General features: G+C 64.7%; 17 protein-coding genes. 13 read left to right on the top strand and 4 right to left on the bottom strand.

Annotated elements, in window-relative coordinates:
• Positions 1-86: 86 nt before the first annotated feature.
• The gene (locus tag IRZ77_RS22395; protein WP_046615433.1) at positions 87-839 is read right to left on the bottom strand and encodes a transporter substrate-binding domain-containing protein; all 753 of its coding nucleotides are present in this window, start codon (positions 837-839) and stop codon (positions 87-89) included.
• 22 nt (positions 840-861) lie between these two features.
• On the bottom strand, positions 862-1,734 hold the full coding sequence (locus IRZ77_RS22400) for a MurR/RpiR family transcriptional regulator (protein ID WP_046615432.1): 873 nt from the start codon (positions 1,732-1,734) through the stop codon (positions 862-864).
• A gap of 143 nt (positions 1,735-1,877) precedes the next feature.
• Between IRZ77_RS22400 and IRZ77_RS22405 the strand changes: the two genes are divergently transcribed.
• The 9 genes from IRZ77_RS22405 to IRZ77_RS22445 all read left to right on the top strand — a co-directional run bounded on the left by IRZ77_RS22405 (position 1,878) and on the right by IRZ77_RS22445 (position 18,343).
• A complete protein-coding gene (locus tag IRZ77_RS22405; protein ID WP_085599050.1) occupies positions 1,878-2,903 on the top strand; it encodes an Ldh family oxidoreductase in 1,026 nt (341 codons plus the stop codon).
• Positions 2,904-3,136: 233 nt separating this feature from the next.
• A complete protein-coding gene (locus IRZ77_RS22410; RefSeq protein ID WP_046615430.1) occupies positions 3,137-4,333 on the top strand; it encodes an amino acid aminotransferase in 1,197 nt (398 codons plus the stop codon).
• A gap of 346 nt (positions 4,334-4,679) precedes the next feature.
• Positions 4,680-5,960, top strand: coding sequence for a serine/threonine transporter (locus IRZ77_RS22415; protein WP_196174454.1), 1,281 nt, complete (start codon positions 4,680-4,682; stop codon positions 5,958-5,960).
• Positions 5,961-6,126: 166 nt separating this feature from the next.
• Positions 6,127-6,627: a thiol peroxidase gene (gene tpx, locus IRZ77_RS22420; protein ID WP_046615428.1), complete on the top strand. Its 501-nt coding sequence runs from the start codon at positions 6,127-6,129 to the stop codon at positions 6,625-6,627.
• A 344-nt stretch (positions 6,628-6,971) separates the two neighbouring features.
• The gene (locus IRZ77_RS22425; RefSeq protein ID WP_046615427.1) at positions 6,972-8,294 is read left to right on the top strand and encodes an MdtA/MuxA family multidrug efflux RND transporter periplasmic adaptor subunit; all 1,323 of its coding nucleotides are present in this window, start codon (positions 6,972-6,974) and stop codon (positions 8,292-8,294) included.
• Positions 8,291-11,389: an MdtB/MuxB family multidrug efflux RND transporter permease subunit gene (locus IRZ77_RS22430; protein ID WP_046615426.1), complete on the top strand. Its 3,099-nt coding sequence runs from the start codon at positions 8,291-8,293 to the stop codon at positions 11,387-11,389. The genes IRZ77_RS22425 and IRZ77_RS22430 overlap by 4 nt, the downstream gene beginning before the upstream one ends.
• A complete protein-coding gene (locus IRZ77_RS22435; RefSeq protein WP_085599048.1) occupies positions 11,386-14,493 on the top strand; it encodes an efflux RND transporter permease subunit in 3,108 nt (1,035 codons plus the stop codon). The genes IRZ77_RS22430 and IRZ77_RS22435 overlap by 4 nt, the downstream gene beginning before the upstream one ends.
• Complete coding sequence (locus IRZ77_RS22440) at positions 14,490-15,977, top strand: efflux transporter outer membrane subunit (protein WP_108480128.1); 1,488 nt, start codon at positions 14,490-14,492, stop codon at positions 15,975-15,977. The genes IRZ77_RS22435 and IRZ77_RS22440 overlap by 4 nt, the downstream gene beginning before the upstream one ends.
• Positions 15,978-16,252: 275 nt before the next feature.
• Complete coding sequence (locus IRZ77_RS22445) at positions 16,253-18,343, top strand: putative bifunctional diguanylate cyclase/phosphodiesterase (RefSeq protein ID WP_196174455.1); 2,091 nt, start codon at positions 16,253-16,255, stop codon at positions 18,341-18,343.
• Here IRZ77_RS22445 and IRZ77_RS22450 read toward each other — a convergent pair.
• Together IRZ77_RS22450 and IRZ77_RS22455 are read right to left on the bottom strand one after the other, a co-directional pair.
• Positions 18,340-18,600, bottom strand: a complete 261-nt coding sequence (locus tag IRZ77_RS22450) for a DUF1652 domain-containing protein (RefSeq protein ID WP_046615421.1) — start codon at positions 18,598-18,600, stop codon at positions 18,340-18,342. The two genes, IRZ77_RS22445 and IRZ77_RS22450, sit on opposite strands and share 4 nt — an antisense overlap.
• Before the next feature lie 274 nt (positions 18,601-18,874).
• Positions 18,875-19,522: a DUF1345 domain-containing protein gene (locus IRZ77_RS22455; RefSeq protein WP_196174456.1), complete on the bottom strand. Its 648-nt coding sequence runs from the start codon at positions 19,520-19,522 to the stop codon at positions 18,875-18,877.
• A 324-nt stretch (positions 19,523-19,846) separates the two neighbouring features.
• On the opposite strand from IRZ77_RS22455, the gene pgm reads away from it, so the two are divergent.
• From pgm to IRZ77_RS22475, 4 genes are all read left to right on the top strand, one after another.
• Positions 19,847-21,484 (top strand): phosphoglucomutase (alpha-D-glucose-1,6-bisphosphate-dependent), encoded by a 1,638-nt coding sequence (gene pgm, locus IRZ77_RS22460; protein ID WP_108480126.1) that lies wholly within the window; start codon positions 19,847-19,849, stop codon positions 21,482-21,484.
• Between the two features lie 79 nt (positions 21,485-21,563).
• A complete protein-coding gene (locus IRZ77_RS22465; RefSeq protein ID WP_153670829.1) occupies positions 21,564-22,073 on the top strand; it encodes a sigma-70 family RNA polymerase sigma factor in 510 nt (169 codons plus the stop codon).
• Positions 22,073-23,017 (top strand): FecR domain-containing protein, encoded by a 945-nt coding sequence (locus IRZ77_RS22470; RefSeq protein ID WP_196174457.1) that lies wholly within the window; start codon positions 22,073-22,075, stop codon positions 23,015-23,017. Before IRZ77_RS22465 ends, IRZ77_RS22470 begins: the two co-directional genes overlap by 1 nt.
• Positions 23,018-23,083: 66 nt before the next feature.
• Complete coding sequence (locus IRZ77_RS22475) at positions 23,084-25,489, top strand: TonB-dependent receptor (RefSeq protein WP_153670831.1); 2,406 nt, start codon at positions 23,084-23,086, stop codon at positions 25,487-25,489.
• The last annotated feature ends 141 nt before the right edge of the window (positions 25,490-25,630 follow it).

Here is a 25,630-nt window from a genome sequence, read left to right on the forward strand (position 1 = left end):
ACACCTCTGTTCTTCAGGTCAGTGAGCTACCTGTGGAAGCTGGCTTGCCGGCGATAGGGCCCGGTCAGGCAATGAGGCCTTGAAGGTCAGTTGTAGATATCGAAAGCGAAGTACTTGCTGGCGATCTTCTGGTAGGTGCCGTTGGCCACGATCTGTTGCAGCGCGGTGTTCAGGCGCTGGCGCAGGGCTTCGTCGTCCTTGCGCACGGCAATGGCGGCATCGGCCTTGGTGTCGGCCACGTCGCCGAGGATCTTGCAGCAGTCCCCGCCGTTCTTGGTCATCCACTCGTGCAGTGGGAACTTGTCGGCAATCACCCCGTCCAGGCGGCCGGCGGCCAGGTCGGCGTTGGCTTCGTCCATGGTCGGGTACAGCTTCACGTCTGCACCGGCCTTGGCATAGACGTCTTCGGCGTAGATGGCCTGGGTGGAGGACGACTGGGCGCCAACGGTGTAGCCGTCGAAGTTGGTCTGGGCGTCGCTGATCTTGCTGTCCTTGGCCACGGCAACGGTCAGCGGGGTGCGGTAATAGTGGTCGGTGAAGGCGATTTTCTTGCGCCGTTCTTCGGTGTTGATCATCGACGCCACCACTGCATCGTACTTGCGTGCCATCAGCGCCGGGATGATGCCTTCCCAGTCCTGGGCAACCAGGGTGCACTCGACTTTCATCTGCTCGCACAGGGCATGGGTGATGTCGATGTCGAAGCCGTGCAACTGGTTATTGGCGTCGACATAGTTGAAGGGCGGGTAGGCGCCCTCGGTGGCGAAGCGCAGGGTTTCGGCACTGGCGGCACCCGACAGCAGCAGGGCGCACGCACCCACCAAGGCCATGGTCTTGTTCATCTCGCACCTCATTGCACTCTTGCTATTGTTGTTTTCCCGTCGACCACGAGGTGTAGCCGACGAATTCATTATGTAGAGCGGCAGTTGCTTCCAAGCGTTTTTCAACATCCGGTCCGAGCTTCTTGCAGACCTCGTTGACCATCAGGTGCACCCACGACAGCATGGTCGAGGTGGACTCCCAGAACAGATTGAACTCGGTGGGGATGCGGAACACCTCGTCGGCGTTGGCATCGGCCCAGTCACAGAAGGGATCGGTCACCAGGGTGACCGCAATGCCAGCCTCGCGCGCCTTCTGGCACAACAGCAGGGCATGGCGGGAATAACGGCGGGCTTCGAACACCACCAGGGCGCTGTCTTCGGCGCGGCCCAGCAATACTTCGCCAAAGTGCCCGGCACTGATATCGACCAGCTGCACGCCGTCGCGCAGGTACTGCAGCAGGTGGCTCATGCACATGGCGATGCCACGCTCGGTCTGGAAGCCGGCAATGAAAACCCGCTGCTTGCTCGCCAGGCGCTGGGCGACGCTGTGCCAGGCACTGCTCTGGCGATACTCGTGCACGCGCACCAGTGCGGCGATTTCCAGCTCCAGGCTGCCGGCGTTGTCGCTGGCGTCCTGGTTCTGGCGGTAATCTTGCAGTCGGTCGCCCACCAGCCACGGGCCATCGCCCAGGTCGTTCTGCAGGTCTTGCTTCAACGCCTTGAGGTGGGCATAACCCAATGAGCGACAGAAACGGCCGACGCTGGATTCGCTGACGCCCAGCTTGACGGCAATGCTGGCCGAGGTCTGGAACGGCAGTTCATGCAGGTTGGCGAGCATGTAGGTGGCGATCTTGCGGCCCGAAGCAGCGGCCCCTTCGAGGCTGTTTTCCAGGCGTTGCTTGATCGGTTGGCTCATGCTGCGGCTCCAGGGGTAAGGCTTGCGAAAGAAAATGGCTGTTTTCTGTCATCAAGTCAACATTTGACAGATAGCTGTCACATGCAGGAAAGTTTTTGTCGTTGCAACGCTGTAGCCATTCCAATTCCAACAAGGAGCTTCAGATGTCCGCACCTTCCACCAGCACCGTCGTGCGTGTGCCTTTTACCGAGCTGCAGGCCCTGTTGCAGAGCATCTTCCAGCGCCATGGCTGCAGCGAAAGCGTGGCCCGGGTGCTGGCCCACAACTGCGCCAGCGCCCAGCGCGATGGCGCCCATAGCCATGGGGTGTTTCGCATGCCTGGCTATGTTTCGACATTGGCCAGCGGCTGGGTCGATGGCCAGGCCACGCCGAAGGTCAGCGACGTGGCGCCCGGTCATGTTCGTGTCGATGCCGCAGGCGGCTTCGCCCAGCCGGCGCTGGCCGCAGCCCGTGAACTTCTGGTGGCCAAGGCACGCAACGCTGGCATCGCCGTGCTGGCGATCCACAACTCGCACCACTTCGCTGCGCTGTGGCCGGATGTGGAGCCATTCGCCGACGAAGGCCTGGTAGCCCTGAGCGTGGTCAACAGCATGACCTGCGTGGTGCCACACGGCGCCCGCAAGCCGCTGTTCGGCACCAACCCCATCGCCTTTGCCGCACCCTGCGCGGAACATGACCCGATCGTCTTCGACATGGCCACCAGCGCCATGGCCCATGGCGACGTGCAGATTGCCGCGCGCGCTGGGCAGCAATTGCCGGAGGGCATGGGGGTGGACGCCAATGGCGAGCCGACAACCGACCCCAAGGCGATTCTGGAAGGCGGCGCCTTGCTGCCATTTGGCGGGCACAAGGGCTCGGCCTTGTCGATGATGGTGGAGTTGCTGGCGGCGGCGCTGACCGGCGGGCATTTCTCCTGGGAGTTCGACTGGTCGGGGCACCCCGGGGCGAAGACGCCGTGGACCGGGCAGCTGATCATCGTCATCGACCCGAGCAAGGCCGAGGGCGAGCGGTTTGCCCAGCGCAGCCGCGAACTGGTCGAGCAGATGCAGGCGGTGGGGCTGACGCGCATGCCCGGCGAGCGGCGTTACCGCGAGCGCGAGGTGGCCGAGGAGGAGGGGGTGGCGGTGACCGAGCAGGAGCTGCAAGGCCTGAAAGAGCTGCTTGGCTGACCCGGCCCTATCACCGGCAAGCCAGCTCCCGCAGTACACCACAACCCTCAAGGCCTGTGTAGTACCGGTGGGAGCTGGCTTGCCGGCGATGAGGCCCTCACTGTCTGCACCAATCCCCAGCCATGCAATGTTGCATAGACAACCTTGCACAATAGTTGATGTTCCTGAGCCCGCACTCCGGGTATGCTCAGGGCTGCCTTTTCGAACTGTCCTGATCCAAGGAGCTGCACGCTGTGTTCAAACATGTCGATGCCTATGCCGGCGACCCGATCCTCTCGTTGATGGAAACCTTCAAGGCCGACCCGCGCGCCGACAAGGTCAACCTGAGTATCGGCCTGTACTACGATGAGGCCGGCGTGGTGCCGCAACTGGCGGCTGTGGATGCGGTGGAAAAACGCATCGCCGGCCAGGACCACGAAGCTTCGCTGTACCTGCCGATGGAAGGCCTGGCCAGCTACCGCCAGGCGATCCAGGCGCTGCTGTTCGGTGCCGATCACCCGGCTGTTACCGGCGGGCGCGTTGCCACCGTGCAGACCGTGGGCGGTTCCGGCGCCCTCAAGGTCGGTGCCGACTTCCTCAAGCGCTACTTCCCGCAGTCCGAAGTCTGGGTCAGCAACCCGACCTGGGACAACCACCGCGCCATCTTCGAAGGCGCCGGCTTCAAGGTGCACACCTACCCGTACTTCGACCAGGCCACCCGTGGCGTGGACTTCGACGGCATGCTGGCCACCCTGCAGAACCTGCCGGCCAACAGTGTGGTGCTGCTGCACCCTTGCTGCCACAACCCCACCGGCGCCGACCTGGAACAGCACCAGTGGCAACAGGTGGTTGAAGTGGTCAAGGCACGCCAGCTGATCCCGTTCCTCGACATCGCGTACCAGGGCTTCGCCGAAGGCCTGGTGGAAGACGCCTACGCCATCCGCGAAATGGCCCGCGCCGGCGTGCCGTGCCTGGTCAGCAACTCGTTCTCGAAGATCTTCTCGCTGTACGGCGAGCGTGTTGGCGGCCTGTCGGTGGTCTGCGACGATGAAGCCACTACCCAGAGCGTGCTCGGCCAGCTCAAGGCTACTGTGCGTCGCAACTACTCCAGCCCGCCCAACTTCGGCGCCCAGCTGGTCGCTGGCGTACTCAGCGATGCCGCCCTCAATGCCCAATGGGCCGAGGAAGTCGAAGTGATGCGCAAGCGTATCCTCGACATGCGCCAGGCGCTGGTCGATGCCCTGGCCGTGCTGCTGCCAGGCCAGGACTTCCAGTTCTTCCTGCGCCAGCGCGGCATGTTCAGCTACACCGGCTTCAGCGTCGAGCAGGTGCGCCGCCTGCGTGACGAGTTCGGCGTGTACCTGATCGACAGCGGCCGCGTATGCATGTCCGGCCTGCGCCCGGCCAACCTGCAACGGGTCGCCGAAGCTTTCGCCGCCGTCCAGAAGTAACACCGCACGGGGCCGCTTCAGTGGGGTGCGGCCTCTGTAGGAGCGGCCTTGTGTCGCGAAAGGGCCGCAAAGCGGCCCCGGCAATATTCGCGGCGAAGCTGCAAACGTTGGGGGCGCTGCGCACCCCTTTCGCGACACAAGGCCGCTCCTACACCTGTCAAATTCCTCCTGCAGCCCACCGGCATAACCCGCTTGTAAAGACAAGTGCAACCGCTCCTCGGAAAAGGGCTTCGCAAGTGCAACCTTTCCGTGCACAATCGCGCTCCCTTTTTCGGTTGAGTTGGGCGAAACGTCTATTTCGCCATTCTCAGCCTGTTGCAGTCTTGCGAGTGGAGCTTCACCCGGAATGAATGAGCAGGCCCCAAGCGTTGAACAACGCTTTGCAGAATCGACCCCCGCCACCCTCGGCAGCTGGTCGCGTCACGACACCACCTGGATGCTGGGCCTGTTCGGCACAGCGATCGGCGCCGGAACCCTGTTCCTGCCGATCAACGCCGGCCTTGGCGGCTTCTGGCCGTTGCTGATCCTGGCCATACTGGCCTTCCCGATGACCTATTTCGCTCACCGCGGGCTTACCCGTTTCGTCCTTTCCGGGCGCAATGGCGGCGATATCACCGAGGTGGTCAAGGAACACTTCGGCATTACCGCCGGCGCCTCGATCACCGTGCTGTACTTCTTCGCGATCTTCCCGATCCTGCTTATCTATAGCGTGGCGCTGACCAACACCGTGTCCAGCTTCATGGAGCACCAGCTGCACATGCAGCCGCCGCCACGCGCCATCCTGTCGTTCGTGCTGATCCTCGGCCTGCTGGCCATCGTGCGCTGTGGGGAGCAGGCCACGGTCAAGGTCATGAGCCTGCTGGTCTACCCGTTCATCGTCGCCCTGGCATTGCTGGGCCTGTACCTGGTCCCGCACTGGACCGGTGGCATCCTCGACAGCGCCACCCAGGTACCACCGGCCTCGGCCTTCCTGCACACCCTGTGGCTGGCGATTCCGGTGATGGTGTTCTCGTTCAACCACTCGCCGATCATCTCCGCCTTTGCCGTCGACCAGAAGCGCCGCTATGGCGAGCATGCCGATGAGCGTAGCGGCCAGATCCTGCGCCGTGCCCACCTGCTGATGGTGGTGATGGTGCTGTTCTTCGTGTTCAGCTGCGTGCTCACCCTGAGCAGCGCCCAGCTGGCCGAGGCCAAGGCGCAGAACCTGTCGATCCTGTCGTACCTGGCCAACCACTTCAGCAACCCGACCATCGCGTTCGCTGCACCGCTGATCGCCTTCGTGGCCATCGCCAAGTCGTTCCTCGGCCACTACATCGGCGCCAGCGAAGGCCTGAAGGGCATCATCACCAAGGCCGGCGCACGCCCGGGGGCCAAGACCCTGGACCGCGTGGTCGCCGCGCTGATGCTGGTGGTGTGCTGGATCGTCGCCACGCTCAACCCGAGCATCCTCGGCATGATCGAGTCGCTCGGTGGCCCGATCCTCGCGGTGCTGCTGTTCCTGATGCCGATGTACGCCATTCGCCGCGTGCCATCGATGCGCAAATACAGCGGTGCTGCCTCCAACGTGTTCGTGGTAGTAGTCGGCCTGGTTGCGCTGACTTCGGTGGTATACGGCCTGCTGGGCTGATAGGCCATCTGCAACAGTAATGCCCGGGTCGCTTGTTGCCACCCGGGCATTTTTTTGTCCACAAGAATTGTCCGGCAATAGAACAATTTCACCTGCCCCCATAGGCACCCGGCCGCCTTCATGCTTAACTCAGTGTCCTTTTCAAACCCCGCATAAGGATTTCGTCATGGCTCAAGTGACTCTCAAAGGCAACCCGGTTCAGGTCAAAGGCGAACTGCCGAAAACCGGCGCCCAGGCTCCGGCTTTCTCCCTGGTAGGTGAAGGCCTGGCTGACAAGTCGCTGAAAGACTACGCCGGCAAGCGCAAGGTGCTGAACATCTTCCCGAGCGTCGATACCCCGACCTGTGCTACCTCCGTGCGCAAGTTCAATGCCCAGGCCAACGATGTGGCCAACACCGTGGTGCTGTGCATCTCCGCCGACCTGCCGTTCGCCCAGGCACGCTTCTGCGGCGCCGAAGGCCTGGACAACGTGAAGAACCTGTCGACCCTGCGTGGCCGCGAGTTCCTCGAAAACTACGGCGTGGCCATTGCCGATGGCCCGCTGGCCGGCCTGGCTGCCCGTGCCGTGGTGGTGCTGGACGAAAACGACAAGGTGCTGCACAGCGAGCTGGTTGGCGAAATCGCTGACGAGCCGAACTACGATGCAGCGCTGGCTGTACTGAAGTAATGGTTGCGGGGCAGGGCGGCTGAATACTGTTCTGGCCCCCTTCGCGGGTAAACCCGCTCCCACAGGGATATCACAGCCTTTGAAACCTGTGCCGTACCTGTGGGAGCGGGTTTACCCGCGAAGAGGCCGGCACAGGCAACCGAAACCTTTCAGCCCGCCACCTGCTCCAGGCAACACCCTGAAAACGGCCCGGAACGCGTTCCGGGCCGTTTTCATTTAAAGTTCAAACCCTTGGCAACGTCAGGCAAAGGTAAACCTCTGGTAAAGGCGCTTTGCTAAAACGATGCCAGTGCTTATCGTTCATCCTCCCCAAGTCGTCATTCCGAACAAGGTTCGTTCAACCCATGCAAGCGTCCAATTCCCGTTCCCCTCGTCGCTGGCTCGTAGGCCTGCTGATCCTGCTGCTGGTGGCTGCACTGGCCTGGTGGCTGTGGCCCGCAGCAGCGCCTGCGCCTAAAGAAGCCGGTGGCGGGCGCGGTGGCAAGGGCACGGGCATGATGGGCGGGCGCCCAGGCTTCGGCGGCTCCAGCGACCCGGTGCCGGTACGCGTCGAGCCGGTACGGGTCGGCGACTTCCCGTTGTACTACAAGGCCCTGGGCACCGTCACTGCGACCAACACGGTCAACGTGCGCAGCCGTGTGGCTGGCGAGCTGGTCAAGATCCACTTCAAGGAAGGCCAGCAGGTCAAGGCCGGCGACCTGCTCGCCGAGATCGACCCGCGCCCGTATCGCATCGCCCTGCAACAGGCCGAAGGCACCCTGGCGCAGAACCAGGCGCAGCTGAAGAACGCCCAGGTCGACCTGGCCCGCTATAAAGGCCTGTACGCCGAAGACAGCATCGCCAAGCAAACCCTCGACACCGCCGAAGCGCAGGTGGCGCAGTTCCAGGGGCTGGTGAAGACCAACCAGGCGCAGGTCAACGACGCCCGCCTGAACCTCGATTTCACCCAGATCCGCGCGCCGATCAACGGCCGCGTGGGCCTGCGCCAGCTCGACCTGGGCAACCTGGTGGCGGCCAACGACACCACCGCGCTGGTGGTGATCACCCAGACCGAGCCGATCAGCGTTGCCTTCACCCTGCCGGAAACCGAGTTGAGCACCGTGCTGGAACGCTACCGCAGCGGCGCCAGCCTGCCGGTCGAAGCCTGGGACCGCAGTGACAGCAAGCTGCAGTCCACCGGCGTGCTGGGCAGCATCGACAACCAGATCGACACCACTACCGGCACACTCAAGTTCAAGGGCCGCTTCGAGAACAAGGACCTGGCCCTGTTCCCCAACCAGTTCGTCAACGTGCGCCTGCTGGCCGATACCCTCAAGCAGGTGACCATGGCCCCGTCGGCGGCCATCCAGTTCGGCAACGACGGCACCTTCGCCTATGTGGTCAACGACGAGAGCAAGGTGAATGTGCGCAAGCTCAAGGTAGGGGCCAGCGACGGCGAGAACAGCGTCATCCTCGAGGGCCTGAAGGCCGGCGACCGCCTGGTGCTGGAGGGCACCGACCGCCTGCGCGAAGGCACCAAGGTGGAAGTGGTCGAAGACAGCTCGCAGGTGCCGACCACCCCGGGTCAGCACCTGCAAGGTCAGGAAGCCAAGGGTTCGGCAAGCACTGGTGGCGTGCAACCCGCTGAAGCACAGCCTGGTAGCGCAGCAGGCAAGGCGGGCGCATGAACCTCTCGCGTCTGTTCATCCTGAGGCCGGTTGCCACCACGCTGAGCATGCTGGCTATCGTCCTGGCCGGCCTGATCGCCTACAAGCTGCTGCCGGTTTCCGCCTTGCCGCAGGTGGATTACCCGACCATCCGGGTCATGACCCTGTACCCCGGTGCCAGCCCACAGGTCATGACCAGCGCCGTTACCGCACCGCTTGAACGCCAGTTCGGCCAGATGCCGGGCCTGCAGCAGATGGCCTCGACCAGCTCCGGCGGCGCCTCGGTGCTGACCTTGCGCTTCAACCTCGACATGAACATGGACGTTGCCGAGCAGCAGGTGCAGGCCGCGATCAACGCCGCCAGCAACCTGTTGCCCAGCGACCTGCCGGCGCCACCGGTGTACAACAAGGTCAACCCGGCTGACACACCGGTGCTGACCCTGGCCATCTCCAGCAAGACCATGCCGCTGCCCAAGCTCAACGACCTGGTCGACACCCGCGTGGCCCAGAAGCTCGCGCAGATCAGCGGTGTGGGCATGGTCAGCATCGCCGGCGGCCAGCGCCAGGCGGTGCGGATCAAGGTCAACGTCGACGCCCTGGCCGCCAACGGGCTGAACCTGGAGGACGTACGCACGCTGATCGGCGCCTCCAACGTCAACCAGCCCAAGGGCAACTTCGACGGCCCGACCCGGGTGTCGATGCTCGATGCCAACGACCAGCTGCGTTCCCCTGAGGAATACGCCAACCTGATCCTGGCCTACAACAACGGTGCACCGCTGCGCCTGAAGGACGTGGCCGAAATCGTCGACGGCGCGGAAAACGAGCGCCTGGCCGCCTGGGCCAACGAAAACCACGCCGTGCTGCTGAACATCCAGCGCCAGCCGGGCGCCAACGTCATCGAAGTGGTCGACCGCATCAAGGCCCTGCTGCCGTCGATCACCGACAACCTGCCGGCCGGCCTTGATGTTTCGGTACTCACTGACCGTACTCAGACCATCCGCGCCGCGGTCAAGGACGTGCAGCACGAACTGCTGATCGCCATCGCCCTGGTGGTGATGGTCACGTTCGTCTTCCTGCGCCGTTTCAGCGCCACCCTCATTCCGTCGATCGCCGTGCCGTTGTCGCTGATTGGCACCTTCGGCGTGATGTACCTGGCCGGCTTCTCGGTCAACAACCTGACGCTGATGGCCCTGACCATCGCCACCGGTTTCGTGGTCGACGACGCCATCGTCATGCTGGAGAACATCTCCCGGCACATCGAGGAGGGCGAGACGCCCATGCAGGCGGCGCTCAAGGGCGCCCGGCAAATTGGCTTCACCCTGATCTCGCTGACCTTCTCGCTGATCGCGGTACTGATCCCGCTGCTGTTCATGGCCGATGTGGTCGGCCGCCTGTTCCGCGAGTTCGCCATCACCCTGGCGGTGGCCATCCTGATTTCCCTGGTGGTATCGCTGACCCTCACGCCGATGATGTGCGCGCGCCTGCTCAAGCGCGAGCCCAAGGAAGAGGAGCAGGGCCGTTTCTACCGCGCCAGTGGCGCCTGGATCGACTGGCTGATCAGGCACTACGGCAGCGCCCTGCAGTGGGTACTCAAGCGCCAGCCGCTGACGCTGCTGGTTGCCGTGGCCAGCCTGGCGCTCACCGTATTCCTGTACATGGTGGTGCCCAAGGGCTTCTTCCCGGTGCAGGACACCGGGGTGATCCAGGGCATTTCCGAAGCGCCGCAGTCCACCTCGTTCGCCGCCATGAGCGAACGCCAGCAAGCCCTGAGCAAGGTGATCCTGCAGGACCCTGCAGTGCAGAGCCTGTCGTCCTACATCGGTGTCGATGGCGACAACGCCACGCTCAACAGCGGCCGTCTGCTGATCAACCTCAAGCCCCATGGCGAGCGTGATGTCACGGCCACCGAGGTGATCAACCGCCTGCAGCCGCAAGTCGACCGGTTGGTGGGTATTCGCCTGTTCATGCAGCCGGTGCAGGACCTGAGCATCGAAGACCGGGTCAGCCGTACCCAGTACCAGTTCAGCCTGTCGTCGCCGGACGCCGACCTGCTGGCGCAATGGAGCGGCAAGCTGGTGCAGGCGCTGCAGCAGCGCCCGGAACTGGCCGACGTGGCCAGCGACCTGCAGGACAAGGGCCTGCAGGTGTACCTGGTGATCGACCGCGACATGGCCAGCCGCCTGGGCATCAGCGTGTCGCAGATCACCAACGCCCTGTACGACGCCTTCGGCCAGCGCCAGATTTCGACCATCTACACCCAGGCCAGCCAATACCGCGTGGTGCTGCAATCGCAGGATGCGGCGGTGATCGGCCCGCAGGCGCTGGAGTCGATCCACGTCAAGGCCACCGATGGCGGCCAGGTGCGCCTGTCGGCGCTGGCGCGCATCGAGCAGCGCCAGGCCCAGCTGGCCATTTCCCACATCGGCCAGTTCCCGGCGGTGACCCTGTCGTTCAACCTGGCCCACGGCGCTTCGCTGGGCGAGGCGGTGCAGGTGATCGAGCAGGTGCAGAAGGACATCGGCATGCCGCTGGGCGTGCAGACCCGCTTCCAGGGCGCGGCGGAGGCCTTCCAGGCATCGCTGTCGAGCACCTTGCTGTTGATCCTGGCGGCGGTGGTGACCATGTACATTGTGCTGGGCGTGCTGTACGAGAGCTACATCCACCCGGTGACCATTCTTTCGACCCTGCCGTCGGCAGCGGTCGGCGCCTTGCTGGCCTTGCTCATCAGCGGCAACGACCTGGGCATGATCGCCATCATCGGCATCATCCTGCTGATCGGCATCGTCAAGAAGAACGCGATCATGATGATCGACTTCGCTCTCGAGGCCGAGCGCCAGCAGGGCATGAGCCCGCGTGATGCCATCTACCAGGCGGCGCTGCTGCGCTTCCGGCCGATCCTGATGACCACCCTGGCCGCGCTGTTCGGCGCCGTGCCGCTGATGCTCGCCACCGGTTCAGGCGCCGAGCTGCGCCAGCCGCTGGGCCTGGTGATGGTGGGCGGGTTGCTGGTCAGCCAGGTGCTGACGTTGTTCACCACCCCGGTCATCTACCTGTATTTTGACCGCCTGGCCCGCCGCTGGCGCCCGGCCACTGACGTGAAGCAGGCCGAGGCATGAACCTGTCCGGTCCTTTCATCCGTCGCCCGGTGGCGACCATGCTGTTGAGCCTGGCGATCATGCTGCTGGGTGGGGTCAGCTTCGGCCTGCTGCCGGTGGCGCCGCTGCCACAGATGGACTTCCCGGTGATCGTGGTGTCGGCCAACCTGTCCGGCGCCAGCCCGGAAGTCATGGCCTCCACCGTGGCCACGCCGCTGGAGCGCAAGCTGGGCAGCATCGCCGGCGTGACCACCCTGACCAGCAGCTCCAACCAGGGCTCCACACGGGTGATCATCGGCTTCGAGATGGGCCGCGACATCGACGGTGCGGCGCGCGAGGTGCAGGCGGCGATCAACGCCACCCGCAACCTTCTGCCCAGCGGTATGCGCAGCATGCCAACCTACAAGAAGATCAACCCGTCACAGGCACCGATCATGGTGCTGTCACTGACCTCGGACGTGCTGCAGAAAGGCCAGCTGTACGACCTGGCAGATACCATCCTGTCGCAGAGCCTGGCCCAGGTGCCGGGGGTAGGGGAGGTGCAGATCGGCGGCAGTTCGCTGCCGGCGGTGCGCATTGCCGTCGAGCCGCAGTTGCTCAACCAGTACGGCCTGGCGCTGGATGAAGTGCGCACTGCGGTGTCCAACGCCAACCAGCGCCGGCCGATGGGCTTTGTCGAAGACGCCGAGCGCAACTGGCAGGTGCGTGCCAATGACCAGCTGGAAAGCGCCAAGGACTACGAGCCCGTGGTTATCCGCCAGCAGAACGGCACGATCCTGCGCCTGTCCGACGTGGCGACCATCACCGACGGCGTCGAGAACCGCTACAACAGCGGCTTCTTCAATGACCAGAGCGCGGTGCTGCTGGTGGTCAACCGCCAGACCGGCGCCAACATCATCGAAACGGTCGACCAGATCAAGGCGCAGCTGCCGGCCCTGCAGTCGCTGTTGCCGGCCAGCGTGCAACTGAACGTGGCCATGGACCGCTCGCCAGTGATCAAGGCCACCCTCAAGGAGGCCGAGCATACCCTGCTGATCGCCGTGGTGCTGGTGATCCTGGTGGTCTACCTGTTCCTCGGCAGCCTGCGGGCGTCGCTGATCCCCAGCCTGGCGGTGCCGGTGTCACTGGTGGGCACCTTCGCGGTCATGTACCTGTGCGGGTTCTCGCTCAACAACCTGTCGCTGATGGCGCTTATTCTTGCCACCGGCCTGGTGGTGGACGATGCCATCGTGGTGCTGGAGAACATCTCGCGGCACATCGAGGATGGCCAGCCGCCGATGAAAGCGGCCTTCCTGGGCGCCAAGGAAGTGGGTTTCACCTTGCTGTCAATGAACGTGTCGCTGGTGGCGGTGTTCGTCTCCATCCTGTTCATGGGCGGCATCGTGCGCAACCTGTTCCAGGAGTTCTCCATCACCCTGGCGGCGGCGATCATCGTGTCGCTGGTGGTGTCGCTGACCCTAACGCCGATGCTGTGTGCCCGCTGGCTCAAGCCGCAGCAGGCCGAGCAGACCCGCCTGCAGCGCTGGAGCGACCAGCTGCACCAGCGCATGGTCGATGCCTATGACCGCAGCCTGGGCTGGGCCTTGCGCCACAAGCGCCTGACGCTGATCAGCCTGCTGGCCACCATCGGCATCAACATCGCCCTTTATGTGGTGGTGCCCAAGACGCTGATGCCGCAGCAGGACACCGGCCAGCTGATGGGCTTCATCCGTGGCGACGACGGCCTGTCGTTCAGCGTGATGCAGCCGAAAATGGAAATCTACCGCCGCGCCTTGCTGGCCGACCCGGCGGTGCAGAGCGTTGCCGGCTTCATCGGCGGCAACAGCGGCACCAACAACGCCTTTGTGCTGGTGCGCCTGAAGCCGATCAGCGAGCGCAAGATCGATGCACAGAAGGTGATAGAACGCCTGCGCAAGGAAATGCCCAAGGTACCCGGTGGGCGCCTGTTCCTGATGGCCGACCAGGACCTGCAACTGGGCGGAGGGGGCCGTGACCAGACCTCTTCGCAGTACCTGTACTCCCTGCAGAGCGGTGACCTGACGGCGTTGCGCGAGTGGTTCCCGAAAGTGGTGGCGGCGCTGCGCACACTGCCGCAGCTGACTGCCATCGACGCCCGCGACGGTGCCGGTACCCAGCAGGTGACCCTGGTAGTCGACCGCGACCAGGCCAAGCGCCTGGGCATCGACATGGACATGGTCACCACGGTGCTGAACAACGCCTACAGCCAGCGGCAGATCTCCACCATCTACGACAGCCTCAACCAGTACCAGGTAGTGCTGGAGATCAACCCGAAGTACGCCTGGGACCCGAGCACTCTCGAGCAGGTACAGGTGATTACCGCCGACGGTGCCCGTGTACCGTTGTCGACCATTGCCCACTACGAGAACAGCCTGGCCAACGACCGAGTCAGCCACGAAGGCCAGTTCGCCGCCGAAAGCATCGCCTTCGACGTCGCCGAAGGCTACAGCCCCGACCAGGCCATGGCGGCGCTTGAGCGTGCGGTGGCCAAGCTGGGCTTGCCCGAGGAAGTGATCGCCAAGCTCGGTGGTACCGCCGATGCCTTCGCCAAGACCCAGGAAGGCCAGCCGCTGATGATCCTTGGCGCGCTGGTGCTTGTCTATCTGGTGCTGGGCATTCTCTACGAAAGCTACATTCACCCGCTGACCATCCTCTCGACACTGCCCTCGGCCGGCGTCGGTGCCTTGCTGGCGTTGTACGTCACCGGCGGCGAGTTCAGCCTGATCTCGCTGCTGGGGCTGTTCTTGCTGATCGGCGTGGTGAAGAAGAACGCCATCCTGATGATCGACCTGGCCTTGCAGCTGGAGCGCCACCAGGGCCTGACACCGGAAGAGTCGATCCGTCGGGCCTGCCTGCTGCGCCTGCGGCCGATCCTGATGACGACCCTGGCGGCCATCCTCGGTGCGTTGCCGCTGCTGCTGAGCCGCGCCGAAGGCGCGGAAATGCGCCAGCCACTGGGCCTGACCATCATTGGCGGCCTGGTATTCAGCCAGATCCTCACCCTTTACACGACACCGGTGGTCTACCTGTACCTGGACCGCCTGCGTCACCGTTTCAACCGTTGGCGTGGCGTGCGCACCGACGCCGCCCTGGAAACCCCGCTATGACTTTTGCCCAGACCCCACTTCACCGCGCCCTGCAGACGCTGACCCGTGGGCGTGGCTCGCGCCTGCTCGGTGCCGGGTTGTGCGTCGCCCTGCTCAGCGCCTGCACCCTGAGCCCGGACTACCACCGCCCGGAGCTGAGCAGCACGGCGCAGTTCAAGCACGCCGAAGGCTGGACCCAGGCCACGCCGTCCGATGCCATCGCCCGCGGCGCCTGGTGGGAAATCTACGGCGATGCCGGGCTCAATGCGCTGGTCGAAGAGCTCAACCGCAGCAACCAGACCGTAGCGCAATCGGAGGCCCAGTACCGCCAGGCCCAGGCGCTGGTGCGCAGCAGCCGGGCGGCACTGTTCCCCAGCCTGGACCTGAGTGTCAGCAAGAACCGCTCGGCCCAGGGTACCGGCAGCTCCAGCTCGAGCCTGTCCAACAACAGCAGCGGCATTCGCAACACCTACAACGCCCAGCTCGGCGTCAGCTGGGAAATCGACCTGTGGGGCAAGCTGCGCGAAACCCTCAACGCCAACGAAGCCAGTGCCGAAGCCAGCCTGGCCGACCTGGCCTCGATCCGCCTCAGCCAGCAGTCGGAACTGGTGCAGAACTACCTGCAGCTTCGGGTGATCGACGAGCAGAAGCGCCTGTTGGAAGCCACCGTGGCAGCCTATGAGCGCTCGCTGCGGATGAACGAGAACCAGTACCGCGCCGGCGTCGCCGGCCCGGATGCGGTGGCCCAGGCGCGCACCCAGCTCAAGAGCACCCAGGCCGATCTGATCGACCTGGTCTGGCAGCGCGCCCAGTTCGAGAATGCCATTGCCGTGTTGCTGGGCAAGGCCCCGGCGGACTTCGCCCTGGCCGACAGCAAGGCCATTCCGGCGCTGCCGCAAATTCCGGTGGCCCTGCCTTCGCAGCTGCTGGAGCGACGCCCGGACATCGCTGCGGCCGAGCGCAACGTGATGGCTGCCAACGCCAACATCGGCGTGTCGCGGGCGGCGTACTTCCCGGACCTGAGCTTGAGCATGAGTGGCGGTTACTCCAGCAGCAGTTTCAGCAACTGGATCGAACTGCCCAACCGCTACTGGTCGGTGGGCCCGCAGCTGGCCCTCACATTGTTTGACGCGGGCAAGCGCAGTGCCGAGGTGGACCGCACGGTGGCGGTGTATGACCAGACCGTGGCGCAGTACCGCCAGACCGTGCTCGACGGCTTCAAGGAAGTGGAAAACCTGCTGGTGCAGTTGAAGGTTTATGGCGATGAGGCGGTGGTGCGCCAGGAGGCGCTGGATGCCGCTCGCGAGTCGCTGCGCCTGACCGAGAACCAGTACCGCGCCGGGCTGATCGGCTACCTGGATGTGGTCAACGTGCAGACCACGGCGCTGAGCAACGAGCGCAGTGTGTTGAACCTGCTGCAGGGGCGCCTGGTGGCAAGCGTGCAGCTGGTTGCCGCGCTGGGTGGTGGTTGGGATGCGGAACAGGCGTTTGCCGAGCAGGACTGAAATATTGGCAGTGCTTTGTGGGAGCGGCCTTGTGTCGCGAAAGGGCCGCAAAGCGGCCCCAGGTTCTCGGCACAATGGCTGATATTGCTGGGGCTGCTTCGCAGCCCTTTCGCGACACAAGGCCGCTCCCACAAAAGAGAGTGCATTCCTGCGAGGCCGTATAGCGTCTTCCCTTTGGACCCATTCCCATTCGCAAAAACCCCGTGCGTTTCCCCTAAGCTTGAGTACAATCGTCAGCTTTTTCCGGGCCTCCCGTCCCGTCGCTGGAACTCTCAATGCTGACCGGTAGCTACTCCTCTTCGCTGGTGTTGATTTCGCTGTGCGTGGCGATCCTGGCGTCCTATACCGCCCTTGACCTGACCGGCCGCATCGCCACGGCCAAAGGCCGGGCTGCCTGCCTGTGGATGGGTGGTGGCGCGCTGGCCATGGGCATCGGTGTGTGGTCGATGCACTTCATCGGCATGCTCGCCTTCAGCCTGCCCATCGACCTTGGGTACGACCTTGCCCTGACCGCGTTTTCGTTGCTGATTGCCGTGTTGTCCTCGGGCTTTGCCTTGTGGCTGGTCAGCCAGCCGAGCCTGCCGTGGCAGCAGCTGGCGTTTGGCGCGCTGATCATGGGCGCCGGCATCGCCTTCATGCACTACACCGGCATGGCCGCGCTGCGCATGTTGCCGGGCATCGACTATGACCCGACGCTGTTCGGGGCCTCGCTGCTGATTGCCGTGGGCGCCTCGGCAGCGGCGTTGTGGATCGCCTTCAGGCTGCGCGCGCACACCCCTTATGTGCGGCAGATTCGCGGCCTGGCGGCGGTGGTGATGGGCTTCGCCATCGTCGGCATGCACTACACCGGCATGGCCGCGGCGAATTTCCCCGATGGCAGCTTCTGCGGTGCGCTGGTGGAAGGAGGCCTGCAAGGCGACGGCCTGGTCTACCTGGTGCTGATCACCACTTTGGCGGTACTGGCGGTGGCCTTGCTCACCTCGGTGCTGGACGCCCGCCTGGAGGCGCGCACCGCCGAGTTGGCCCGGTCGCTGACCCTGGCCAACCAGGAACTGACCCAGCTGGCCCTGCACGACACCCTCACCGACCTGCCCAACCGTACTTTGCTGGCTGACCGCATCGAGCAGGCCATCGCCAAGGTAGCGGAGCAGGGCGGCTGCTTTGCCCTGATGTTCATCGACCTGGACGGCTTCAAGCCAGTCAACGATGCCTTCGGTCACCACGTCGGCGACTTGCTGCTCAAAGCTGTGGCGACACGCCTGCGCGGGCACCTGCACAGCCAGGACACGCTGGCGCGCATCGGCGGCGACGAATTCGTGCTGCTGGTGCAGCTGCGCGAGCCGAACGATGCCATGGATGTGGCGGTCAAGCAGGTCAACCTGGTGTCACGGCCGTTCAGCGTGGCCGAGCATGACCTGCAGTTGACGGCGAGCCTGGGCATTGTCCTGTACCCGGGCAATGGCCAGGACCAGCACGAGCTGCTGCGCAATGCCGACGCCGCCATGTACCACGCCAAGAGCGCCGGCAAGAATGGCTACAGCTTCTTCGACGCGTCGATGAACAGCAACGCCCGCCAGCAATTGCAGCTATTGCAGGACCTGCGCCAGGCCCTGGAGCAGCGTCAGTTCCGCCTGCACTACCAGCCCAAGTTCGACGCCCAGAATTGCCAGCCGATCGGTGCCGAGGCCTTGCTGCGCTGGGAGCATCCGCAGCAGGGCCTGTTGCTGCCCGACCGTTTCATCGGCCTGGCGGAAAAGACCGGCCTGATCATTCCGATTGGCGAATGGGTGCTCATCGAGGCCTGCCGGCAGATGCGCCAGTGGCTGGACCAGGGCCACCACGGCTGGCGCATGGCGGTGAACCTGTCTGCCATCCAGTTCTGCCATGCCGGGCTGGTCGAGAGCGTGGCCCGGGCCCTGCAGCAGAACAGCCTGCCGGCCAACTGCCTGACTCTGGAAATTACCGAAACCACCGCCATGCACGACGCCGATGCCAGCCTGACGGTGCTGCAGCGGTTGTCCGACATGGGCGTGGACCTGTCCATCGATGACTTTGGCACCGGTTATTCCAGCCTGATGTACCTCAAACGCCTGCCGGCCAACGAGCTGAAGATCGACCGCGGTTTCGTGCGCGACCTGGAGCAGGACAGCGACGATGCGGCGATCGTTTCGGCAATCGTGGCGCTGGGCCAGGCGCTGGGCCTGCGTATCGTTGCTGAAGGGGTGGAGACTGACAGGCAGCAGGACTTCCTGACCCGCCTGGGCTGTGATTCGCTGCAAGGCTACCTGCTGGGCCAGCCGGTGCCGGCCGAGCAGTTCATGGGCAAGTTGCAGGCCATGCGCCAGGAAAGTACCGCAGTGGGCTAGACCGCGTCGCGCAAGGCGAAGGCGGGCATGAAGGTATCCATCTCCGCCTCGACGGCCTCGATGATGCGCTCTACATCGGCAGCGGCCATTATCGCCGAGCAGGGGATGCCGGCAATCGCCAGCAGGGTTTCGCCGGTGGCGCGGTCGAAAAGCCGCGCGACCATGCTGCGCGGCGCATCCATGCTGGCTTCGAAGCCCAGCGGGTGGAAATGCCAGCGCATCACCTGGCAGGCGTTGGGGAACGTCATCTTGTTCATGCCAGCCTCCTTGTCCGTACCTGGACGTGGTGAGCGGGTGGCCACATCGATGCGGCCGCCGGGAAGGTAACCATAGCACCTGTCATGGAGTATTCTCGGCGGTAAATACGACAAATTTGCTAACACATGACAGAGGTCACATCCTTGTCATGGACGGCATTTGCCGCAGGCCCGCGAGGCAAACGTTTTTCTGGCCCGCTGATGGCAGTTAAGCCGCCAGTTTCTGCCACTTTGATCGACATTACCGCACGATGTTTTCGGACGAGCGGTGCGATCAGCCGAGCAAGCCGGCAGCGATGTTGATGGTAAACCCCAGGATCGCCGTATTGAATACGAACCCTACCAGCGAATGCGCCAGCACCACCCGGCGCAGGCCACGGCCGGCGACCCCCACGTCGGAGGTTTGCACAGCCACGCTGATGGTGAACGAGAAGTAGTGGAAGTCCCAGTAATCGGGGTTGCGTTCGCCATCGGCGAAGCGCAGCGGCGGTTCGTGGTTTTGTCCGGTATAGAACAGCCGCGCGTAGTGCAGGCTGAAAATGCAGCCGATCAACAGCCAGGAGCCGGCCACGGTCAGGCCGGTATAGAGGTAATGCAGCGCCAGCGCCGTGCCTTGCAGGCCACGGCTGGACACCAGTTGCAGGGTGACGGCGGCGAGGCTGGCAATGGCGGCGATGCACACTGTGAGCAGGACCAGGCCGGCGTTTTCGTCTTCGACGCGGGCGACCTTGCGCACCTTTTCCGGGCTGGCGCTCCAGCTCAGGTAGAGCACAAGCAGCAGGTATAGCCACACGCCAAGGTTCCAGCCGGCGAGGATGTGCTGCACGCTGTCGCTGGCAGGGATCAGCCAGCCGCCGAGCAGGCCGACTAAAATGGCGATGCTCAGGCGCGGGTGGGTGTGGGTCAGGCGGTGGAAAGCCATGGGGTCTCGTTTTCGAGTGTATGGGTACCACTCTAGCCGGTCATTACAGAGATGAGGGACATGCGCGGGTCCATTGTGGGAGCGGGCGAGCCCGCGAAGCAGGCACCGCGGTGGCTGGCAAGTACCCTGTGGGAGCGGCTTCAGCCGCGAAGAATCCAGCGCGGTGCATGGCACCGGCTGCGCCGGTGTTCGCGGCTAAAGCCGCTCCCACAGGGTATGTGCTGTGCGCTCACCGATTCTTTGCTGCCGCCCATCGCACAGCAAAGCAACTCTCAGTAAACTGCACGCTCCAACACCAACATCCGTTGAACTCGAGGTTTCTGCATGACGCTCAGTCCTTTGGCAGGCAAGCCGGCTCCGGCCAGCGTGCTGGTCGATATTCCCCGACTGCTCACCGCCTACTACACCGGCCGCCCCGATGCTGCCGTGGCGGCCCAGCGGGTGGCCTTCGGCACCTCGGGGCACCGTGGCACTTCGCTTGAATTGAGCTTCAACGAGTACCACGTCCTGGCCATTACCCAGGCCATCTGCCTGTATCGCCAGGAGAAGGGCATCGATGGCCCGCTGTTCATCGGCGCCGACACCCACGCACTGTCGGCACCGGCTACCGCCAGCGCCCTGGAAGTGCTGGCGGCCAACGGCGTGCAGGTAATGCTGTCCAAGGACGACGAATACACGCCAACGCCTGCTGTTTCCCATGCCATCCTCTGCCACAACCGTGGCCGCGAGCAGGGCCTGGCCGACGGCATCGTCATCACTCCGTCGCACAACCCGCCGCAAAGCGGTGGCTTCAAGTACAACCCACCCAACGGCGGCCCGGCCGACAGCGACGTCACCAAGTGGATCGAGGCCAAGGCCAACGAACTGCTGGCCGCTGGCCTGGCGGGCGTCAAGCGCATGGACCATGCCCAGGCGCTGCAGGCATCCACCACCCAGCGCCACGACTACGTGAGCAACTACGTGGCCGACCTGGAAAACGTCATCGACTTCGACGTCATCCGCGGCGCCAAGCTGCGCCTGGGCGTCGACCCGTTGGGCGGGGCAGGGGTGCGCTACTGGTCGGCGATCGCCGAGCATTACCAGCTGGACCTGGAAGTGGTGAATACCGAGGTCGACCCGACCTTCCGCTTCATGACCGTCGACTGGGACGGCCAGATCCGCATGGACCCGTCATCGCCATACGCCATGCAGGGCCTGATCGGCCTGCGCGAACGCTTCGACGTGGCCTTCGCCTGCGACCCGGACCACGACCGCCATGGCATCGTCACCCCGGATGGCCTGCTGCAGCCGAACAACTACCTGGCCGTGGCCATCGACTACCTGTATCGCCACCGCCCGCAATGGCGCAGCGATGCCGCCGTCGGCAAGACCGTGGTGTCCAGCGGCCTGATCGACCGCGTCACCAAGCGCCTGGGCCGTGAGCTTTACGAAGTGCCGGTGGGATTCAAGTTCTTCGCCCAGGGCCTGTTCGACGGCACGCTGGGCTTTGGTGGCGAGGAAAGCGCGGGGGCTTCGTTCCTGCGCCGCGATGGCTCGGTCTGGGCCACTGACAAGGACGGGCTGATCCCGGCCTTGCTGGCTGCCGAGATGACCGCCCGCACCGGGCGCAACCCCAGCCAGGCCTACGCCGACCTGACCGAGGCGCTGGGCAAGCCTTTCGCCACCCGTGTCGAAGCCAAGGCCGATGCCCGGCAGAAGGCTTTGCTGAGCAAGCTGGCGCCGGAGCAGGTGAAGTCGACCGAACTGGCGGGTGAGCCGATCGTGCAGATCCTCAGCCATGCGCCGGGTAACGGTCAGGCGATCGGCGGGCTGAAGGTGATGACCGCCAATGGCTGGTTCGCCGCGCGCCCCTCGGGCACCGAGGACATCTACAAGATCTACGCCGAAAGCTTCATCGATGAGGCGCACCTGCAGCGCCTGGTGCAGGAAGCGCAGGTACTGGTGGATGCGGCGATTGCCTGACAGATAACAAACCGCTTGGTTCTGCGGCTCGGTGTAAATTAGAATTAATCTTATTTACGCCACCGCAGGGCCTTCCCCCATGATCGACGCCGCGCCGCCACCGGAGCATAGCCTGCCTGCCCTGTACCGGGAACATCGCGGCTGGCTGGAAACCTGGCTGCGGCGGCGCATGGGCAACGCCTGGGATGCCGCCGACCTCAGCCAGGATACCTTCCTGCGTATCCTGGCCAGCGCCCAGCCGCTGGCAGACATTCGTGAACCGCGTGCCTACCTGCTGACCGTGGGCAAGCGCCTGTTGAGCAACTTCCACCAGCGCCGCAGCCTGGAACAAGCCTACCTCGATGCACTGGCGCACTTGCCCGAGCAGCATGTGCCCTCGCCAGAGCAGCGTTGGCTGCTGCTGGAAACCCTGCAAGCCCTCGACGAGTTGCTCGACGGCCTCAGGGCGCCGGTACGCAAGGCCTTTCTCTGGAGCCAGCTGGAGGGCCTGGGCTATGCCGAGATCGGCAAGCGTCTGGGTGTTGGCGAGCGCTCGGTCAAACGCTACATGGCGCAGGCCTACGAGCATTGCCTGCTGGCCGAACTGTAATGACCACCCATTCCCCTGAAACCCGCGAGGCATTGCGGGCCGCCGCGCGCTGGCTGGCGCTGGTGGACTCTGGCGGTGCCAGCGAGGGTGACCTGCAGCGCCTGGAGCAATGGCGCACCAGCAACACCTTGCACGAACACGCCTGGCAAAAGGCACTGCTGCTGCGCCAGCGCTTTTCAGCGCTACCCGGCGCAGTGGCCATGGCCACCCTGGACCGCCCGGATACCGGCCGCCGGGCGCTGCTCAAGCAGGCCTTGGGTGTGGCGGCATTGTTGCCGGCGGCCTGGCTGGCAAGCCGCGAACTGCCGCTGGACGCCTGGGCCGCCGACATGCGCACCGCAGTCGGGGAGCGCCGGCAGGTGCTGCTGAACGATGGCACATTCGTGCAGTTGAACACCGACAGTGCGGCGGATATCGACCTGGGCGCCCGTCACCTGACATTGTTGCGTGGCGAAGTGGCAGTCAGGTTGCCCGGCAATCCGAGCCTGACGCTGCGGGTGCCCTACGGCCAGGTCGCGCTGGATGCCGGCGAGGTGTGCCTGCGCCTGGTCGATCAGGCTTGCCGGGTATCGGTGCTCAAGGGCACGGCCAACCTGCAGCCGCGGCTCGGCCCGGCACTGCTGCTGCAGGCCGGGCAGCAGGCCAGCCTGCAAGTGGCCGGGGTCGGCCCTGTCACTGGCCTGGACGCATGGCTGCTGGGCTGGCGCGAAGGGGTACTGCGGCTTGAGGACCGCCCCTTGGGCGAGCTGCTGCAAGAACTGCGCAGGTACCGCCCCGGCGTGCTGCGCTGGGCGCCCGAACTGGAGGCCCTGCGCGTGACTGGCACGTTCCGCCTCGACGACACCGACCGGGTGCTGGCCTTGCTTGCCGCCAGCCTGCCGTTGCAGGTGCACACGCGCACGCGGTATTGGGTGAGCCTGGCCCCGCGAGAAAATCGCGCATGAGGCTGTCCCCTTTTTTTCACTCACCGGTCATTACCGGTAGGAGCAAATAAAGGGGAGCCTTGTTCAATGCCTGTTGTCATGACCTGCCGCCTGCGCCCACTGGCGCGTGCGGCACATCCGCTGTTCGCCATGAGCCTGTTGTTGTGTGCACCAGCCTGGGCCGATGAACCCGCCCGGCGCAGCTATCAGGTGCCGGCCGCAAGCCTGGGGGCGGCACTTACCCAGTTTGCCGACCAGGCCGGGGTCAGCCTGTCGCTGGACCCGCTGCTGGTCAACGGCCGGCAGAGCAAGGGCCTGTCCGGCAGCTACAGTGTCGACGAAGGCTTCACCCAGTTGCTGCGCGGCAGCGGCCTGCAGTTGCTGCCGGTGGGCGAGGGCGCTTTCACGTTGATGCCGGCCACCCAGGCGGGTAGTGCGCTGGAAATCGCCCCGACCAGCATCGTCGGTGGCCTGGCCGCAGGCAACGAAACGCAACCCTATGCCGGTGGCCAGGTGGCCCGTCAGGGTTCACAGGGCCTGCTGGGTACGCGCGACTTCATGGAAACCCCGTTCAGCATCACCAGCTACACCAGCGAACTGGTGAAAAATCAGCAGGCGCGAACCTTGGGCGAGCTGATCGCCAGCGACCCATCGGTGCGCGCCACCAACCCGGCGGGTGGGCGCTTCGAGCAGTTCACCATTCGCGGCTTCAGCCTGTTCAACAGCGATGTGGCCTACAACGGCCTGTACGGCATCTTGCCGACCTACTCGATCGACATGGAAATGGCCGACCGGGTCGACATCATCAAAGGCCCCAGCCAGCTGATCAACGGTATTTCACCGCGAGGCAGTGTCGGCGGCGGCATCAATGTGCAGCCCAAGCGGGCCGGCGACCAGCCGGTCACCGAGTTTACCGGCAGCCATGCCTCGGCGGGCCAGGCAGGCGGTGCGGTGGACATTGGCCGGCGCTTTGGCGAAGGCCAGCAGTTCGGCGTGCGTTTCAATGGCGTGAAACAGGCGGGCGACACCGAATGGGACCACCAGCGTGTCGAGCGCGAAATGGCGGTGCTGGGCCTGGACTTTCGTGGCGAGCGCCTGCGGCTTTCGGCAGACCTCGGCCATACCGAGCGCGACACCGATGCACCGCAGGAGCGGGTGCTGGTCGGTGCCAATGCCAAGGTGCCGGATGCCAACGACGTACGCCACAACTACGCCCAGGCCTGGAGCAAGGCGCGCACCAACGACACCTTCGGTGCGCTGCATGCCGAGTACGATATCAGCGAGTCGCTGCTGGCCTATGGCGCGGTCGGCGCGCGCAAGAGCAACCATGACTTCCTGCGCCACAACGTGTCCATCAGCAACGATGCCGGCGACTTCACCGTGCAGCCGCGCGACTTCACCCGGGATGAAACCGTGCGTACCGCCATGGCCGGCGTGCGCAACTGGTTCCATACCGGGCCGGTCAGTCACGAACTGAACCTGGCCGCCACCTACTTCTACATGGACTTCACCAACGGCGGCGCCCGCTATGCCTCGGCGCCCAGCAACCTCTACCACCCGGTGGCCACGCCGACACCGGGCACACCAACCCGCATCGACCCCGAGGTGTACACGGAGAACCGCTTCTCCGGCGTGGCTCTGGCCGACACCCTGGGCTTCTTCGACGACCGCCTGCTGCTGACCTTGGGTGCGCGCTGGCAGCGGGTGCAAGTGGATGACTGGAGCGACGGCATCAAGGGGGATACCGCCTACGATGAAGAGAAGGTGTCGCCCTCGGGCGGCGTGCTGCTCAAGGTTACCGACCAGCTGTCGTTGTATGCCAACTACATGGAGGGCCTGAGCCAGGGCAAGATCGCGCCGTCGACATCGGTCAACGAAGACCAGATCTTCCCACCGTTCACCAGCCGCCAGGTCGAGGTGGGGGCCAAGTACGACCTGGGCCAGGTCGCCTTTACCGCCAGTGCCTTCCGCATCCGACAGCCCGCCTACGAAACCAACCCCACGTCGCGGGTGTTCGGCCCCAATGGCAAGCGCGACAACCGCGGTATCGAACTGAGCGTGTTCGGTGAACCCGTGCAAGGCGTGCGTGTGCTGGGTGGGGTGATGTACATCGACAGTGAACTGACCGACACCATCGGTGGCGCCTACGATGGCAACCGCGCGCCGGCCACGCCCGAGTACAACGTCAACCTCGGCGCCGAATGGGACGTGCCTGGGGTGAACGGCCTGACCCTGACGGCGCGAGGCATCCACTCGAGCTCGCAGTACCTGGACCAGAACAACAGCAAGAAGATCGACGGTTGGGAGCGTTACGACCTGGGCGCGCGTTATGCGTTCAAGGTGGATGCCACCCAGGTTACCTTGCGCGCCAGTGTCGAGAACGTGCTGGACGACCGCTACTGGAGTTCGGCCGGGGCCTCGGATGACAGCGAGCCGGGGCTGACGCTGTCCACGCCACGTACCTACCTGCTGTCGGCGACAGTGGGTTTCTAGCAGGTTCGGTATTGTGTGAGCTTGATCGCCTGATGCCTGTCAGATCAAGCAATCGGGGGCCGCCGTGCGGCCCATCGCCGGGGGCCCCCGGCCCCCCCCCGGGGTTTGAAAACCATCGGTGGGGGGGCGGCGCGCGGGGGG

It is taken from the genome of Pseudomonas pudica, assembly GCF_015680405.1.
Lineage (GTDB): Bacteria > Pseudomonadota > Gammaproteobacteria > Pseudomonadales > Pseudomonadaceae > Aquipseudomonas > Aquipseudomonas pudica.

Bases quoted from the DNA above. Each gene is read 5' to 3' on its own strand.
- IRZ77_RS22415 (WP_196174454.1), top strand. From the start codon at position 4,680: ATGAATGAGCAGGCCCCAAGCGTTGAACAACGCTTTGCAGAATCGACC.
- IRZ77_RS22440 (WP_108480128.1), top strand. From the start codon at position 14,490: ATGACTTTTGCCCAGACCCCACTTCACCGCGCCCTGCAGACGCTGACC.
- IRZ77_RS22400 (WP_046615432.1), bottom strand. From the start codon at position 1,734: ATGAGCCAACCGATCAAGCAACGCCTGGAAAACAGCCTCGAAGGGGCC.
- IRZ77_RS22455 (WP_196174456.1), bottom strand. From the start codon at position 19,522: ATGGCTTTCCACCGCCTGACCCACACCCACCCGCGCCTGAGCATCGCC.
- IRZ77_RS22445 (WP_196174455.1), top strand. From the start codon at position 16,253: ATGCTGACCGGTAGCTACTCCTCTTCGCTGGTGTTGATTTCGCTGTGC.
- IRZ77_RS22395 (WP_046615433.1), bottom strand. From the start codon at position 839: ATGAACAAGACCATGGCCTTGGTGGGTGCGTGCGCCCTGCTGCTGTCG.
- IRZ77_RS22405 (WP_085599050.1), top strand. From the start codon at position 1,878: ATGTCCGCACCTTCCACCAGCACCGTCGTGCGTGTGCCTTTTACCGAG.
- IRZ77_RS22425 (WP_046615427.1), top strand. From the start codon at position 6,972: ATGCAAGCGTCCAATTCCCGTTCCCCTCGTCGCTGGCTCGTAGGCCTG.
- IRZ77_RS22450 (WP_046615421.1), bottom strand. From the start codon at position 18,600: ATGAACAAGATGACGTTCCCCAACGCCTGCCAGGTGATGCGCTGGCAT.
- IRZ77_RS22470 (WP_196174457.1), top strand. From the start codon at position 22,073: ATGACCACCCATTCCCCTGAAACCCGCGAGGCATTGCGGGCCGCCGCG.
- IRZ77_RS22430 (WP_046615426.1), top strand. From the start codon at position 8,291: ATGAACCTCTCGCGTCTGTTCATCCTGAGGCCGGTTGCCACCACGCTG.
- tpx (WP_046615428.1), top strand. From the start codon at position 6,127: ATGGCTCAAGTGACTCTCAAAGGCAACCCGGTTCAGGTCAAAGGCGAA.
- pgm (WP_108480126.1), top strand. From the start codon at position 19,847: ATGACGCTCAGTCCTTTGGCAGGCAAGCCGGCTCCGGCCAGCGTGCTG.
- IRZ77_RS22475 (WP_153670831.1), top strand. From the start codon at position 23,084: ATGCCTGTTGTCATGACCTGCCGCCTGCGCCCACTGGCGCGTGCGGCA.
- IRZ77_RS22465 (WP_153670829.1), top strand. From the start codon at position 21,564: ATGATCGACGCCGCGCCGCCACCGGAGCATAGCCTGCCTGCCCTGTAC.
- IRZ77_RS22435 (WP_085599048.1), top strand. From the start codon at position 11,386: ATGAACCTGTCCGGTCCTTTCATCCGTCGCCCGGTGGCGACCATGCTG.